This window comes from Macrococcoides bohemicum (genome assembly GCF_003259675.1).
In the GTDB taxonomy this organism is placed as follows: domain Bacteria; phylum Bacillota; class Bacilli; order Staphylococcales; family Staphylococcaceae; genus Macrococcoides; species Macrococcoides bohemicum.
In genome coordinates this window covers 80,528-95,680 of the sequence record NZ_PZJG01000006.1, presented here as the reverse complement: position 1 = coordinate 95,680, position 15,153 = coordinate 80,528, and the positions used below count along the sequence as shown (strand labels likewise).

General features: G+C 34.8%; 15 protein-coding genes. 6 read left to right on the top strand and 9 right to left on the bottom strand.

The window, feature by feature from the left end:
• Window positions 1-99: 99 nt before the first annotated feature.
• From purB to BHX94_RS09920, 5 genes are all read right to left on the bottom strand, one after another.
• On the bottom strand, window positions 100-1,395 hold the full coding sequence (gene purB / locus BHX94_RS09940; RefSeq protein WP_111746338.1) for an adenylosuccinate lyase: 1,296 nt from the start codon (window positions 1,393-1,395) through the stop codon (window positions 100-102).
• 182 nt (window positions 1,396-1,577) lie between these two features.
• Window positions 1,578-1,751: an NETI motif-containing protein gene (locus tag BHX94_RS09935; RefSeq protein ID WP_096075897.1), complete on the bottom strand. Its 174-nt coding sequence runs from the start codon at window positions 1,749-1,751 to the stop codon at window positions 1,578-1,580.
• Window positions 1,741-2,298, bottom strand: coding sequence for a DUF2179 domain-containing protein (locus BHX94_RS09930; RefSeq protein WP_111746454.1), 558 nt, complete (start codon window positions 2,296-2,298; stop codon window positions 1,741-1,743). Before BHX94_RS09930 ends, BHX94_RS09935 begins: the two co-directional genes overlap by 11 nt.
• Before the next feature lie 76 nt (window positions 2,299-2,374).
• A complete protein-coding gene (nadE, locus tag BHX94_RS09925) occupies window positions 2,375-3,199 on the bottom strand; it encodes an ammonia-dependent NAD(+) synthetase (RefSeq protein ID WP_111746336.1) in 825 nt (274 codons plus the stop codon).
• On the bottom strand, window positions 3,200-4,657 hold the full coding sequence (locus BHX94_RS09920; RefSeq protein WP_111746334.1) for a nicotinate phosphoribosyltransferase: 1,458 nt from the start codon (window positions 4,655-4,657) through the stop codon (window positions 3,200-3,202).
• Between the two features lie 145 nt (window positions 4,658-4,802).
• Here BHX94_RS09920 and BHX94_RS09915 point away from each other — a divergent pair, with 145 nt between their 5' ends.
• Both BHX94_RS09915 and BHX94_RS09910 read left to right on the top strand, forming a co-directional pair.
• Window positions 4,803-5,966: an MFS transporter gene (locus BHX94_RS09915; RefSeq protein WP_111746332.1), complete on the top strand. Its 1,164-nt coding sequence runs from the start codon at window positions 4,803-4,805 to the stop codon at window positions 5,964-5,966.
• 73 nt (window positions 5,967-6,039) lie between these two features.
• Window positions 6,040-7,083, top strand: a complete 1,044-nt coding sequence (locus BHX94_RS09910; protein WP_111746330.1) for a nitric oxide synthase oxygenase — start codon at window positions 6,040-6,042, stop codon at window positions 7,081-7,083.
• A gap of 12 nt (window positions 7,084-7,095) precedes the next feature.
• Here the strand turns inward: BHX94_RS09910 and BHX94_RS09905 are convergent, their stop codons facing one another.
• Window positions 7,096-8,232, bottom strand: a complete 1,137-nt coding sequence (locus BHX94_RS09905) for a glycosyl hydrolase family 28-related protein (RefSeq protein WP_111746328.1) — start codon at window positions 8,230-8,232, stop codon at window positions 7,096-7,098.
• 100 nt (window positions 8,233-8,332) lie between these two features.
• Here BHX94_RS09905 and BHX94_RS09900 point away from each other — a divergent pair, with 100 nt between their 5' ends.
• The 3 genes from BHX94_RS09900 to BHX94_RS09890 are packed head-to-tail and all read left to right on the top strand — an operon-like array spanning window position 8,333 to window position 10,138.
• Window positions 8,333-8,890: a cysteine hydrolase family protein gene (locus BHX94_RS09900; RefSeq protein WP_111746326.1), complete on the top strand. Its 558-nt coding sequence runs from the start codon at window positions 8,333-8,335 to the stop codon at window positions 8,888-8,890.
• 39 nt (window positions 8,891-8,929) lie between these two features.
• Window positions 8,930-9,850: a manganese-dependent inorganic pyrophosphatase gene (locus BHX94_RS09895; protein WP_199798150.1), complete on the top strand. Its 921-nt coding sequence runs from the start codon at window positions 8,930-8,932 to the stop codon at window positions 9,848-9,850.
• A gap of 18 nt (window positions 9,851-9,868) precedes the next feature.
• Complete coding sequence (locus tag BHX94_RS09890; RefSeq protein WP_242446687.1) at window positions 9,869-10,138, top strand: GNAT family N-acetyltransferase; 270 nt, start codon at window positions 9,869-9,871, stop codon at window positions 10,136-10,138.
• A gap of 99 nt (window positions 10,139-10,237) precedes the next feature.
• On the opposite strand, the gene BHX94_RS09885 is transcribed toward BHX94_RS09890, so the two are convergent.
• Complete coding sequence (locus BHX94_RS09885) at window positions 10,238-11,200, bottom strand: Gfo/Idh/MocA family protein (RefSeq protein WP_111746320.1); 963 nt, start codon at window positions 11,198-11,200, stop codon at window positions 10,238-10,240.
• A gap of 76 nt (window positions 11,201-11,276) precedes the next feature.
• On the opposite strand from BHX94_RS09885, the gene BHX94_RS09880 reads away from it, so the two are divergent.
• Window positions 11,277-12,647 carry an aldehyde dehydrogenase gene (locus BHX94_RS09880; RefSeq protein WP_111746318.1) on the top strand — a complete coding sequence of 457 codons (1,371 nt, stop codon included), beginning with the start codon at window positions 11,277-11,279 and terminating at the stop codon, window positions 12,645-12,647.
• A gap of 238 nt (window positions 12,648-12,885) precedes the next feature.
• On the opposite strand, the gene BHX94_RS09875 is transcribed toward BHX94_RS09880, so the two are convergent.
• Together BHX94_RS09875 and pglS are read right to left on the bottom strand one after the other, a co-directional pair.
• A complete protein-coding gene (locus BHX94_RS09875; RefSeq protein WP_111746316.1) occupies window positions 12,886-13,656 on the bottom strand; it encodes a carbon-nitrogen family hydrolase in 771 nt (256 codons plus the stop codon).
• Window positions 13,657-13,929: 273 nt separating this feature from the next.
• Complete coding sequence (gene pglS / locus BHX94_RS09870; protein WP_111746314.1) at window positions 13,930-14,961, bottom strand: 6-phosphogluconolactonase; 1,032 nt, start codon at window positions 14,959-14,961, stop codon at window positions 13,930-13,932.
• Window positions 14,962-15,153 lie beyond the last annotated feature (192 nt).

The window sequence follows — 15,153 nt, the reverse complement described above, 5'->3', positions numbered from 1 at the left end:
TCAAATTTTAAAAAAATGTAAATTAATTTTTAATTTAATATTGTTAAAAAAGTTTAAAAAGACAAAAAAAGAATCTCCGAAGAGATTCTTTCATAAATACTATTCTAATCCAGCACGGCGGAATAATGTATCAATTTGATTTAAATGATGGTTTTCGTTGAAGCATTCATCTAGTTCTTCTTTTGATAATAAGTCAGTAATCTTGCTATCTTGTTCAACTAGCTCACGGAATGGTGTCTTCGTTGCCCATGATTCCATCGCTTTCGGTTGAACTGTATCATACGCATCTTCACGTACCATACCTTTATCGATTAATGTTAACATTACACGTTGTGAGTAGATTAAACCGAAAGTTTTTTCCATGTTCGCTTTCATATTTTCTTCGTAAACTGTTAAGTTATCGATGATATTTGTGAAACGATTTAACATGTAATCTAACGCAATCGTTACGTCTGGTAACATAATACGTTCAGCAGATGAATGTGAAATGTCACGTTCATGCCATAATGGTACGTTTTCATAAGCTGTTGTTAAGTAGCCACGAATAACACGTGCGATACCTGTAACATTCTCTGAACCGATTGGATTACGTTTATGCGGCATTGCTGAAGATCCTTTTTGACCTTTCGCGAATGCTTCTTCAACTTCACGTGTTTCAGTCTTTTGAAGCCCACGTACTTCTACAGCAAACTTCTCAATTGAAGTAGCAATTAAGCTTAATGTTGCAATGTAGTAAGCATGACGGTCACGTTGAAGCGTTTGTGTTGAAATTTCAGCATATCCTAATCCTAATTTCTCACAAACATAGCTTTCAATTTCAGGTGGTATGTTTGCAAACGTACCTACTGCGCCACTCATCTTACCAACTTCGATTTCTTTACGCACTTCTTTAAAACGCTTTAAGTTACGCTGCATTTCCATGTACCATAACGCCATCTTTAAACCGAATGTTGTCGGTTCAGCATGTACACCGTGCGTTCTACCCATCATGAGTGTTGTTTTATGCTTTAATGCTTTTTGTTTTAATACTTCGATGAACCTTTCAAGATCTTTCTCGATAATGTCATTCGCTTGTTTAATCACATAGCTTAACGCTGTATCCACTACATCTGTACTCGTTAAACCATAGTGCACCCATTTCTTCTCTTCTCCTAATGTTTCGGATACTTGACGTGTAAAAGCAACAACGTCATGACGCGTTTCCATCTCAATTTCTTTTGCGCGTTCAACATCAACACGAGCATTCTGACGGATTAACTTCACATCTTCTTTAGGGATATATCCTAATTCTGCCCATGCTTCACTTGCAAGTATCTCAACTTCTAACCAAGCCTCAAATCTGTTTTGTTCCGTCCAGATGTTCGACATCTCTTCTCTTGAATAACGTTCAATCATGAATAGATTCCTCCGTAAATGTTTTATCTTAATCAGTATAACAAACTTTTAAAATTCCGTACATTTTTTATTTATTCATTTATAAAGTTCGTGTATTTTATGCTACACCTTCTATTTTAACAGATATTTCGATGAGATAAAATTCTCATTAAAAAAAACGGCCCTGAACGGACCGATTTTCATTATTGAATCTTTTTCCCAGTAAAAATAATCTGTTCTTTATACACTTCTATTTCACCTTTTTCATTTTCATGAAAAATTGGCTTTTGAAATCTTTTTACTGGTGCATAACCTGCTTGCTTCATGCGTTCTAAACATTGTGTAATTGTTTCATTGTCTTTAACTTCAAACTTCATCTGTATCATACGCCTTTAACTTTTTACTGCGCACACCTTTAACCCAGAATCCACCATGAATATTCTTAGGCTCATATGCAATGATAAATGCTTTCGGATCAAGCTGCTTCACTGTGTCCATTAATTTAAGTTCAAAACGACGTGGGGTTAAAATTTGCATTACAAGACGATCACCATCACGGCCATGTGCTGCATAGTGCGTTACACCGTAACCTAGGTCACGCAAAGTTTTCGGAATTTCCTTATCATATTCCGCAGTCGTCACATTGATAACGATATAGCCTAATGCAATCATTTCTTCAATCTTCATCCCTACAATAATCCCTGCACCAAATCCTAGTGCATAAGCGATGATGTTTTCTATCTTATCTAGACCATTCATTACCATACCTAATCCTACGATATAGACAAGTACTTCTAATACTGAAACAAAGGCTGCGAGATATCTATAACCTTTAAGTGTCAGAATCATACGCATCGTTAAGAACGATACATAAAAAATATTGATAACAAATATTAATAGCACGGTAATCCATGGGTTATCCATTGCCGGCACTGTAATCCCCCCTATAAAAAATCATTCTTAAATTCTACTACTGAAGATAAGGGTTTGCAATGGTAATTTATTTTATGAGTTCCTCGATTGAATAACGTGTGATCGGAAGCATACGCTTATGCTGAGTTTTTATATAATGACTTTCTATCTTTTCTCGAGACTCAGCATCTACTGTCTTACCTTCAAGGTAGTCATCGATTGCTTCATAAGTCACACCGAGTGCGACTTCGTCAGGCAATTGTGGTTTATCTTCTTCCAGGTCAGCTGTCGGAACTTTTTCATATAGATGAAGCGGACAACCTAAATACTTCAGTATAGATTTACCTTGACGCTTATTTAAGCCGGCAAGGGGGAATATGTCGGCTCCGCCATCTCCAAATTTCGTGTAGAATCCTGTAATACTTTCTGCCGCATGATCCGTACCGATAACTATACCACTATGAACTGCTGCGATAGAATATTGTGCTTTCATACGCTCACGTGCTTTTTCATTTCCTTTTTGAAAATCCGTTAAAGTAACTCCTTGGGCATCTAATGTCGCAATACTCGCATCAACTGCATCTTTAATATTGATTGTATAAATTTTATCCGGATTGATATAGTCAAGCGCGTCCTGACAATCTTGTTCATCTTTTTGCACACCATAAGGTAGTCGAACAGCAACAAACTTCACATCTAACCCCTCACTTTGTAATTCAGTGGCTGCAATTTGTGATAGTTTGCCCGCTAAAGTAGAGTCTTGTCCTCCTGAAATACCTAGTACTAGAGATTTGATAAATGGATTTTGTTTAACGTAGTCTTTTATGAAGTCTACGATGGCTCTATAAGTCTCTTCGGGATTAATCTCTGGCTGAACATAAAGTGACTTTATAATATCTTGCTGTAATGTCATTTACTTCACTTCTTTCACTTTTTTAGATACTTCATAAATTTCCTGATTTTTCTTTTCCCAGCATAGCGTACTTAAATCTACAGGATATTCTTCAGGATTTAAATAGCGCGTTGTTTCTTCCCATAACAATGCCAGATTCGCTTTTAAATATGCACGTGACTGTTCTAAAGTAGGTACTTCGTATACTAACTTTCCATCAACAAATATGTCCTCGTGAAGATCTTTTGCTGTAAAATCATTGATCCATTTCTGTTTATACGTATGAATCGGATGGAACATCTTTAACGGCTTTTCTTTAGATGGGTCTTCAAAATCTAAAGTGATATAATCACCTTCTGATTTTTTTGTCTGATTATTTATAATACGATATACATTCTTTTTACCCGGTGTCGTTACTTTTTCAGCATTATTTGATATTTTAATACGATCTTCTAATTGCCCCGCTTTATTTTCAATTGCTACAAGTTTATATACAGCACCTAATGCGGGTTGATCAAACGCTGTAATTAATTTTGTACCAATACCCCAGGCAGTTATCTTTGCACCTTGTAACTTCAAATTAGTAATTGTTTCTTCATCTAGGTCATTTGAGGCAAATATTTTTGCATCTGGGAATCCCGCTTCATCTAACATACGACGTGCTTCTTTTGATAAGTATGCTAAATCTCCGGAATCTAAACGGATGCCGACAAAATTAATCTTATCACCTAATTCTTGTGCTACACGAATCGCGTTCGGTACACCAGACTTTAACGTATGGAAAGTATCTACAAGGAAGACACAGTTTTTATGGCGTTCTGCATATTTTTTAAACGCATTATATTCATCATCATACGCTTGTACCATCGCATGCGCATGCGTCCCTGACACTGGAATGCCGAATAACTTACCTGCACGAACGTTACTTGTTGAATCAAATCCAGCAATATATGCTGCACGTGTACCCCAAATTGCAGCATCCATTTCCTGGGCGCGTCGTGTTCCGAATTCCATTACAATTTCATCACCAACAACTTGTTTAATACGACTTGCTTTCGTTGCAATAAGCACCTGGAAGTTCACAATATTTAATATTGCTGTTTCCAGTAACTGCGCTTGAATTAATGGTGCTTCTATACGTAATAACGGTTCGTTATTAAAGCAGATTTCCCCTTCCTGCATCGAACGGATATTACCTGTAAATCTTAAATCTTTTAAATAAGCGAGATAATCATCCTGATATCCTAAAGTCTTTAAATATTCCATATCCGTTTCAGAAAATTTGAATCCTTTAACATAATTGATTACACGTTCAAGACCTGCGAATACAGCATAACCACCATCGAATGGCATACTTCTGAAATAGACATCAAAGACTGCTGTTTGCTCGTGGATACCATCATTCCAGTAAGTCTCACCCATATTAATCTGATATAAATCTGTATGTAACATTAGGCTATCGTCAGCATAATTGTACATTGCTTCATCTCCTCAACAAGTTTATAATTATCTATTAGTGATTTATTTTACACTTTGAACTGATATATTAAATTCATATTAACATACCGCTTACATTTAGGCATTGCCAACGCATTCTGATACAATCAAAAATAAGGAGGACGCTATGTTTAAGAAAAATTTCATTATACTCACTATCATTGTATCTATTTCCGGTTTAACTCAAGGTATGTTATTACCCCTTATCGCCATCATCTTTGAACGTGATGATGTGCCTAGTTTTATCAACGGATTACATGCATCATCTTTATATATTGGTGTTTTTTTAGCGTCATTATTTTTAGAAGGCCTGCTAAGAAAAGTAGGTTACAAAAATCTTGTCGTCATTGGCGCAATCATCATTGTAATATCGATGTCACTTTTTCCAGTGTATAAAGCAATGACATTCTGGTTTATATTACGACTGCTTGTTGGTGTCGGCGATAATATGCTCCACTTTGCTACACAATCTTGGCTTACTGAAACAACACCAAAGCATAAACTCGGCCGTATCATCTCTTTTTATGGCTTAAGCTTCTCACTCGGCTTTATGGCAGGGCCATTGCTCGCTAAATTATACGAAGTACATACAAGCCTTCCATTTCTATTAAGTGCAGTATTCACACTTACAGCGAGTGCCCTTGTATTTATGCTAAAAAATGAATTTCCTGAAGATAATCATTCAAAAATATCGTTTAAATCAACAACTATCAACTTTGGTAAAGTAATGAAGACGAGCTGGGTTGCATTCTTATTTCCGATGATGTACGGTATATTGGAAGCATGTCTCAACAGCAACTTTCCTGTTTATGCGATGAAGCAGGATATTCCTGTTAATTTGATTATAATTATCTTACCTGCGTTTAGTTTAGGTGCGATCATTTTCCAGGTGCCTCTTGGTATGATTTCTGATAATATGAATCGTAATATCTTACTTACTATTGTGACTTTTATCGGTGCAATGTTATTTATGATGTGCCAGATCTTCAGTCACTCTGGCTATGTGTTAGTCGGACTCTTTTTTATTACCGGTATCTTTGTCGGCTCAATGTATTCTTTAGGAGTAACATTTATGACCGAAATCACTCCGAAATATTTGTTACCTGCTGGGAATTTAATGTGTGGTCTCATATTCAGTATCGGTAGTATATTAGGTCCGATAATAGGCGGACTTGTTATACAGATATCTCATAACACACAATTTTTTAGTTATATCGCTTTTATATTACTCGCAATAAGCTGTGCTACATTTTATGATTATAAAAAGCGACAACAACTACAAACAGATTAATCAAAAAGCCCAAATCGGGCTTTTTTTATTGTAGAATAGAAATAATCAGAATAAATAAAGTGAGGTGACACAATTGTTATTCGAAAAAGCTAAATTATTTATAAAACAGATGGGCAATGAATTAAACATTGATGGAGATGCAACCAACGAAAGATTACTGTCAATTCAACAAGAAATCGAGCGTACCGGCTCTTACATACATACAGCAGAAGAATTGACATACGGTGCACGTCTTGCCTGGCGCAATAGTAATCGCTGTATCGGTCGTCTTATATGGGATAAGTTAAATGTCGTTGATATGCGTCATGTAGCAGATGAAAAAGACTATCTCACAGCACTTGAAACACATATCGTGCGTGCAACAAATAACGGGAAAATTATTCCGACCATCACAATCTTTAATCAGCAATCTAAAATAAATTTCGAACTGCTAAACGATCAGCTTATTCGATATGCTGATGATCCCATCGTTAGTGATACGAAAAAATTAATTGAACATACCGGTTACAAATCTTTCGGAAAATTTTTACCGTTACTCTATCGTTATGATAATCAATACAAAACATATGATATTCATCATGACCTTATAAAAGAAGTTCGTATTGAACATCCTGACTTTCCAAAGTTTAATGCCTTAAATCTTCATTGGTATGCTGTACCGATTATATCTGGCATGGATTTATCTATTGGTGGTATTACTTATCCACTTTGCCCTTTTAATGGCTGGTATATGGAAAGTGAGATTGCAAGTCGTAATTTTCTAGATGATTATCGTTTTAACTTACTGGAACCTATTGCCCGCAGTATGGATTTAGATACAAGCAGAACTACGAGTTACTGGCGCGATAAAGTCGTCGTTGAATTAAACTATGCAGTTTATCATTCATTTAAACAGCAAGGCTATTCCATCGTTGATCATTACAATGCCAGCAGACAATTTTTAAAATTTGAAGAGAATGAAGCGGCAAATAATAGAAAAGTAACTGGAGACTGGACATGGCTTATTCCTCCGATATCTCCTTCCCTTGTTCATAACTGGCACAAAGGCTACGACAATACGTATCACGAAACGAATTTTTATTATAAAATGAAAAAAGCAGCGTGTCCGTTTCATTAGGACACGCTGCTTTTATAATTCACCAACAGATTCATCTTTAGCTATCGTTTCTGCATAAAAATCATCTACTTCTACTTTTTTAATCTGCTTTAAGTTTTTATTTTGCATACAGACAACATTTTTCGCTGCACCTATTTTAATAGTACACATATTATCTTCGCTGAATTCATTATCAATGATATAGATATCTTTATTCTTCTTACCATCGTAACTCAGAAATAATATTGCGTATTTATCATTGATAGAGTGAAAATGATTGTTACGTATAACAGTCATTTCCCCTGCTTGAGCTCCGTGGTCGTTCCCGTATAGATCAAGTGAATATTTCCCCTTCTTCGTTGCTAAATAGCGTATACCTCCGTTACAGTCATTAAAGGTATTATCATATACATGCAATACTTTTGATTTTAGGAAAGTAAGTGCATAATCTCCCATTTTGTCAAAAGTATTATTTTTTACAGTTATATTCTCATAATAAATTTCATACGTGCTGGCATGACTACCTATCGCCCTGTTCCATGGTTTCATCATCGGTTCATTAGAATTACCGAAATAACAGTTTTCAATGATGACATTCTTCGTCACTGTTCCATCATATTCACCGAACTTAGGGAATGAATCTTTCAGCTGTAAGTCCAGTTGAATGGCTTCACTAAAAGCACGTTCTCCACTATCATCACGAAACCCGAGAAACTTACATCCTGATACTTTAAAACCATCGATACCACATGCATCTATCGCATGCCCTTGTACAACATTTTTAAATGTTACATCTTTAATTTCAATTTCACGCGCATGACCGAGCGACATGATACTATTATTGAAATTTAGGACATGACCATATTGATCAAACGTTCCACCTTCAATCTTAATATAACCATTACCATCGTACCCTTTATATCCTTCACTTTTCCTACCATTTTTAAGCATTGCAAAAGGACTCATTCGGCGCAAAACAGCATCAGGATGCAAATGTAAATAAGTGTGTGCATAAATCACTAATTCTTTACCGATGTAATATGTCCCTTTTGGAACATAAACTTCTACAGGCTCTTTTTTTGCATGATTAAGTGCACGCTGTAAGCCAATCGTATCAAAAAGAACATGGCGACCCTTTGCACCAAAATCTTTAATATTAATCTTTTTCATTTATAACACCTTCAAATCATTTATAATGTAATTAAGATTATACCCTGTTTTAATCAGCTGTATACTCTAAATTTTGATAATATATAAAGGAGCGCTGACGATGAGTGAAGCTTTATTAGTTATTGATTATTCCAATGACTTTGTAGCACTTGATGGTAAACTGACGTGTGGAGAACCTGCAATTGCGCTGGAAGATACGATGGTTAAAAAATGGAATGACTATAAAGATAACAATAAGCCGATTTTTGTATTGATGGATCTACATTTTGAAAACGATACTTATCATCCTGAAACGAAATTATTCCCACCGCACAACATTAAAGATACGGATGGTAGAAATCTTTATGGTAAGTTGCACGAACTTTATTTACGCGATAAAGATGATAACAATGTATTCTGGATCGATAAAATACGTTACAGTGCGTTTAGTGGTACGCCATTATTACAACTTTTACGCGAAAGAAATATAAAAGAGATCGAACTTACTGGGGTATGCACTGATATTTGTGTACTTCATACAGCAGTAGAAGGGTATAATTTAGGATTTGAAATGTCAGTCGATGAACGAGCAGTTACTTCATTTAATCCAGAAGGGCATCATTATGCACTGCAACACTTCAAACATGTATTAGGCATGACTGTAGAAGAGATTAATTAATCATGATAAAATAGATAAGACTTATATTAAAAGGAGACTATTATGAAAATTTTAACTTTCGGACATAAAAATCCAGATACAGACACAGTAACATCAGCTTTAGTAATGGAAGATTTACAAAAAGCTTTAGGAAAAGACATCGAAGCGGTACGTTTAGGTGACTTAAATGGCGAAACAGAATTCGCTTTAAAACACTTCAGCGTAAATGCACCACGTGTGATTGAACGTTTACATGGTGAAGATGTTATCTTAGTTGACCATAATGAGTTTCAGCAATCAGCTGACGGCATTGAAGATGCGAATATCTTAATGGTAGTAGATCATCACCGTATTGCCAACTTTGAAACAGCAGGTCCTTTATACTACCGTGCAGAACCAGTTGGTTGTACTGCAACAATCTTAAATAAGATGTACAAAGAACATGGTGTTGAAATTAAACCTGAAATCGCAGGATTGATGTTATCAGCAATTATTTCAGATTCATTATTATTTAAATCTCCAACTTGCACAGATGAAGACGTTAAGGCTGCTGAAGAATTAGCTGCAATTGCTAACGTTGATATTCAATCTTACGGATTAGATATGTTAAAAGCTGGCGCAAAGACAGCTGATAAGACAGCTGAAGAATTATTAAACATCGATGCTAAATCATTCTCTATGGGTGAGCACGAAGTTCGTGTCGCGCAAGTGAATACTGTTGATATCGATGAAGTATTAAGCCGCCAGGAAGAACTAGAAAATGCAATCAATGCTGAAACAGCACAGGAAGGATATGCATTATTTGTACTTGTTGTTACTGATATATTAAACTCTAACTCTAAAGTGTTAGCATTAGGACAACAACAGGCAGCAGTTGAAAAAGCATTCAATGTCGTATTAGATAAAAACACAGCTGTACTTGAAGGTGTTGTATCTCGTAAGAAACAAGTTGTTCCACAGCTTACAGATGTATTATCATAATTAAAAGAGGTGTTTGTCGTGAAAATTATTCAAGGTAATAATAAGTTTTATATCGGTGATGAAGCACAACCAGAAGCAGAAATCACTTTCCAGCCTTCAGGACAAGACACAATCACAATCGATCACACATATACAGATCCATCATTACGTGGTCAGGGCATCGCAAAAGAACTAGTGTTAAAAGTTACAGATTACGCTAAGGAAAATAATTTAAAGATAATACCGTTATGTTCTTATGCGCGTATCGTAATGGAACGCGATGATGCATTAAAACAACTGATTAAATAACAAAAAGAGACGCGGGGTGCGTCTCTTTTTGTAATATTTGAAAGAATGAAAAAATGGTATGGCTTTATTATAATTTAAATTTTCTGAATAATCAATAACTTATTTAATTAAAATACCAATTTGTCTTTTTACTTCATCAATAACTTTCATCGTGTGATGTGAAGTTTCCAAATTGAGTGCATTAAAATCTTTATTTTTAATCGCTTCTATAAAATGTGCTATTTCATATGACATAGGTGGTGCATCACTCACTATTTCATCAACGACTTCTCCATGACGATTCAACTTCTGGACTTTATTTGGTGCAGAGATTTTATCTATTAGTAGAATACCTTCTTCACCAATAATCTCAGATGGTAGATGGCTATCAATAATTTTTGAATAGCTGAGTACAGATGTCATATAATGATGATTACAAATTATCGTACCTTGCCCATCAGCGCCAGTTGACAACAGTTTGCCAGTCGCCTGAATTGTCTTAGGCATTCCGAATAAATTAACTAAAGGACTGATTGTATAAACGCCTAAGTCCATTAATGCCCCATTTCCCAGTTCAGGTTTAAAAGCATTTTCTACAATGCCATCCTTATATTTATCATAGCGAGAAGAATATTGATTATAGTGGAAGTTAGCACGACGTATTGTTCCAATTTCTTTTATCCATTCATGAAGTTTGATAAAAGATGGTGAGTAAATACTTTTCATCGCTTCCATGAAGAACACATCGTTATTTTCCATCGCCTGATACATTAAATTAAAGTTTTTTTCACTTGTGGCGATCGGTTTTTCGCATAAAACATGTTTCCCATGATTCATTGCTTGTATTGCCTGTTGATGATGTAATATATTTGGTGTAGCTATATAAATGATATCCACTGCTTCATCATTCAATAATTTATCCATATTATCTGTAAAGTTAGGAATATCATATTTTTCCGCAAAACTTTGCGCACGTTCAATCGTTCTGGAATAGACACTATGTAGTTCAAATTCTGGAACAGTTTTACCAGCTTCGATAAATCGATCAGTAATCCAATTTGTTCCGATAAGACCAAATTTCATTTATTTCACCCCGGAATTTTTATCGTTTATTTATTAATTAGTATACACCTTAACAATGCTAAATGGAGGAATTTTCATGAATATTCACGAAGATATCATAAAGATGAAAGACTATTTTGCAACACATGAAACAAAGCAGATTAAAATAAGAAGAAAAAAATTAAAAGCGTTAAAAAAAGCAATTAAAGCACATGAAACCGATATTATCGACGCTTTAAACAGCGATCTTGGTAAGGGAAAAGTTGAAGCGTACGCTACTGAAATCGGCATCGTGTTAAAAGAACTTTCTACATATATTAAAGAAATCAAAAACTGGAGCAAGGTGAAGTCTATCAATACGCCGATGATGCAATTTCCAGGTAAAAGTTATTTAATGTATGAACCTTATGGTACTGTGCTTATCATCGGACCATTCAACTATCCTTTCCAACTCGTCATGTCACCATTAATCGGTGCTATCGCAGCTGGAAACTGTGTAGTTGTCAAACCTTCAGAACATACACCTCAAACAAGCATTGTTATCGAACAAATTTTGGAAGAAGTCTTTGAACCTGAATACGTAAAAGTGATTCAAGGAGAAAAAGAAGTGACATCAGCTTTGCTGGACGTTCGATTTGATTATATCTTCTTTACAGGTAGTACAAAAGTAGGACAAATCGTCTATGAAAAAGCAAGTAAACATCTTACACCAGTAACGTTAGAACTCGGTGGTAAGAGCCCTACAATTATAGATGATACTGCTAATATTAAAGTGGCGGCTGAACGCATTGCGTTCGGTAAATTCATGAATGCCGGTCAAACTTGTATTGCACCTGATTATGTATTGATCGACAATAAAGTTAAAGAAAAATTTCTTAAAGCGATGCAATCTACATTGAATGAATTTTACGGAAAGAATGCTTTAGAAAGTGAAGACTATGGTCACATTATCAACGACCAGCACTTTAATCGCTTAACAGCAATGATTGATCAAGCACATGAACGTATTCTTATCGGAGGCACATCAAAAGCAGATGTACTACATATTGCACCGACACTTATTGATGCTAGATTAAACGACTTAGCGATGCAGGAAGAAATATTCGGGCCTATCTTACCAATCATCGGTTACAATAACAAAGAAGAAATTTTTGAAACAATTCATCAATATGAAAAACCATTAGCATTATATATATTTAGCGATGATCAGGATTTTATTAGAGACGTATTCACACGTGTATCATTTGGCGGTGGATGTGTAAATGATACAATCATGCATGTCGCTAACCCTTATTTGCCTTTTGGCGGTGTTGGACACTCAGGTATGGGACACTACCACGGAAAATATACATTTGAATTATTCAGTCATCAAAAAGCATATATGACAAAAAGTACCAAGCTGGAATCCGGTATTATGTTCCCTCCTTACAAAGGAAAATTCAGATACGTCAAACAAATATTTAAATAATATAGTAATAAAAAAGGAAGATCTCAAATTCGAGATCTTCCTCTTTAGGTTAATTATTAAATTTCTTCGTCTCTTCTTTTACGAGAAGCTGCGATGAGTGCGCCACCAGCTAATAATGCTGCTTCACCTGTATCAGGTAAGTTATTGCTATCTGAGTCTCTGTCATCACTTGCATCAAAATCAACGTTAACGATAACAGGTGACCAAGTTAATGGATTTTTAAATGTTACATTAAGTACTAATATATATCTGCTCTGCGTGTTTTTAATAAAGGTATTTTAGTTCTTATATTTCTAATTAACTCTAAATTAACAGTTGCTTGAATTGTCCCTTCTCCTAATATTATTTTTGTAGCGGCTTCCCCTAATGGATTTATCACCATCGATTTTCCACCAAATACCGTATTATCGCACTTTCCGATACTGTTGCTTGCAATGACATAAACTTGGTTTTCAATTGCTCTGGCATACAGTAATTTTTCAAATTGCTTGATACGTTCTATCGGCCACTCTGCTACAACAAATAGTACTTCAATTCCTTCTAAAGCTAATTTCCTCGATATTTCAGGGAATCGCAGATCATAACAAATAATAACGCCCATCTTTACATTATCTATTTCAAAAATTGAAATATTATTCCCTTGTGTTAAATAATTTGGTTCATCTAGCATAGGTACCAAGTGTAATTTATCGTATTGATGTATAAGTTCACCTTTTTTATTAATAACAATTGCTCGATTGTAAATCTTATCTTCGACTCTGACAGCAATTGATCCACCAACAATATTTATTTGATATTGCTTTGCAAGTTCACTTAACTTCTCAATTTCTCGTTGCCCATTGTCAGATGTGATATGCACTAACTCCTTCAATGTATATGAGGTGTTCCACATCTCTGGTAATACAGCAATTTCTACATCATCGAGTGTCGATAACCAATTTGCAACTTTCTCAATATTTTTCTCGGGTTCACCAGGAATAATCTTCATTTGATAAATCGCAATTTTCATATTACCACTCCATTTTTACAATTATTTTACATGTGTTTAATACTATTTTGTTATTATTATTTTATCATTGAAATGGTAAAATGAGTTTTTTTTATGATTATTAAAGAAAGAAAATACGTACATATATGAATACACATCATAAAATATTTAAGAATGGGCCTTTAACATTTTATCGTTAATAACTTTAATTGATGCTGAAATTGGGGTTTTACCAATTTCAAACCTCACTACTCACAAAAAAATTCCTACCTCAATTCGAGGTAGGAATTTTCTCTATAAAAATTGAACACATACGCCTTCTGGTGCACGTTTATCGTTTTCTAACATTGTTAACCTTCCTGTTTCTTTATCTCTTTCAAATAAAGTCAACACACCATCAGCTTCATGCGCACAAACAAGAAAAGTATCGCTTCGATCTATATTAAAGTCACGTGGCCAGTCTCCACCAGTTCCTACAATTTCAACTAATTCAATCTTTTCTCCTTCACCTAATACTTTGAATACAGCAATAGATTGATGTCCACGGTTGGAAGCATATAAATATTTACCGTCATGACTTAATCGAATCGCTGCTCCTTGTGAGTTTTCTGTAAAGTCACTTGGAATAGTAGATAATTTATCTAGCATTTCAAATTTACCATCTGCATATTTCATTACAACAACTTCATTGCTTAACTCTGTAAACAAGTATGCATATTTGCCGTTTTCATTAAAAATTAAATGTCTAGGCCCCATTCCCGGCTCAACTTTTAAAGTCTCAACGCGTTTAAATCCATTATTTCCAAAAGTAAATGTAATTACTTCATCAGTTCCCAAATCAACAGCAACTGCATATTTTCCATCTGGTGTTTCCTGGATATAATGCGTATGTGCATGATCCTGGCGTTCTTTATTCGGTCCGGTTCCTTCTTGCTGTGCAATATCAATTAATTCTAATACTTCACCAGTTGTTTCATCTAATTTATATAACCTCACAACACCTGGTCCGTAAACTGCTTCTAATAAATATTTCCCATCTTGTGTTATCCAGATATGACATGCTGAATCTGTAGAAGATAAGTTGTCATTAATCACTGTTAATGTTCCATCTTCATTAATTTGATAACTTTGTATACCTGCATTGCTGTCTGCTTTTTTAATACCATACAATTTATCACCATGTTGTTGAATATATGTTGAGCCCGGCACTTCATATCCTGTTTCTACTGTCTTGATTGTCTTTTCTTCTGTATCTAATGTAAAGTTATAAATCCCTTTACCGTCTTGCTTTGTATAAGATCCGATAAATCCTTTTACTTCACTCATTGTATCGCCTCCTGTTAATTTCATTTTAACAAAATCACATTCAGATTGCGAAAAGTTGAAAATAATTTAGCAAAAATAAAAATTTTTTGTTGCTAATAGTTTAGTAATACATTACAATTTGTTTGGTATTAATAAATGACAGTTTTACATTACTAATAGTTAAGTAAGACTAATATTTAAATCTTTCCCAAT

Excerpts from the sequence above, each read along its gene's own strand:
- purB (WP_111746338.1), bottom strand. The coding sequence starts at position 1,395 with ATGATTGAACGTTATTCAAGAGAAGAGATGTCGAACATCTGGACGGAA.
- BHX94_RS09905 (WP_111746328.1), bottom strand. The coding sequence starts at position 8,232 with ATGAAAAAGATTAATATTAAAGATTTTGGTGCAAAGGGTCGCCATGTT.
- BHX94_RS09900 (WP_111746326.1), top strand. The coding sequence starts at position 8,333 with ATGAGTGAAGCTTTATTAGTTATTGATTATTCCAATGACTTTGTAGCA.
- BHX94_RS09880 (WP_111746318.1), top strand. The coding sequence starts at position 11,277 with ATGAATATTCACGAAGATATCATAAAGATGAAAGACTATTTTGCAACA.
- nadE (WP_111746336.1), bottom strand. The coding sequence starts at position 3,199 with ATGACATTACAGCAAGATATTATAAAGTCACTTTATGTTCAGCCAGAG.
- BHX94_RS09885 (WP_111746320.1), bottom strand. The coding sequence starts at position 11,200 with ATGAAATTTGGTCTTATCGGAACAAATTGGATTACTGATCGATTTATC.
- BHX94_RS09920 (WP_111746334.1), bottom strand. The coding sequence starts at position 4,657 with ATGTACAATTATGCTGACGATAGCCTAATGTTACATACAGATTTATAT.
- BHX94_RS09875 (WP_111746316.1), bottom strand. The coding sequence starts at position 13,656 with ATGAAAATTGCGATTTATCAAATGAAGATTATTCCTGGTGAACCCGAG.
- BHX94_RS09915 (WP_111746332.1), top strand. The coding sequence starts at position 4,803 with ATGTTTAAGAAAAATTTCATTATACTCACTATCATTGTATCTATTTCC.
- pglS (WP_111746314.1), bottom strand. The coding sequence starts at position 14,961 with ATGAGTGAAGTAAAAGGATTTATCGGATCTTATACAAAGCAAGACGGT.
- BHX94_RS09935 (WP_096075897.1), bottom strand. The coding sequence starts at position 1,751 with ATGAAGTTTGAAGTTAAAGACAATGAAACAATTACACAATGTTTAGAA.
- BHX94_RS09930 (WP_111746454.1), bottom strand. The coding sequence starts at position 2,298 with ATGGATAACCCATGGATTACCGTGCTATTAATATTTGTTATCAATATT.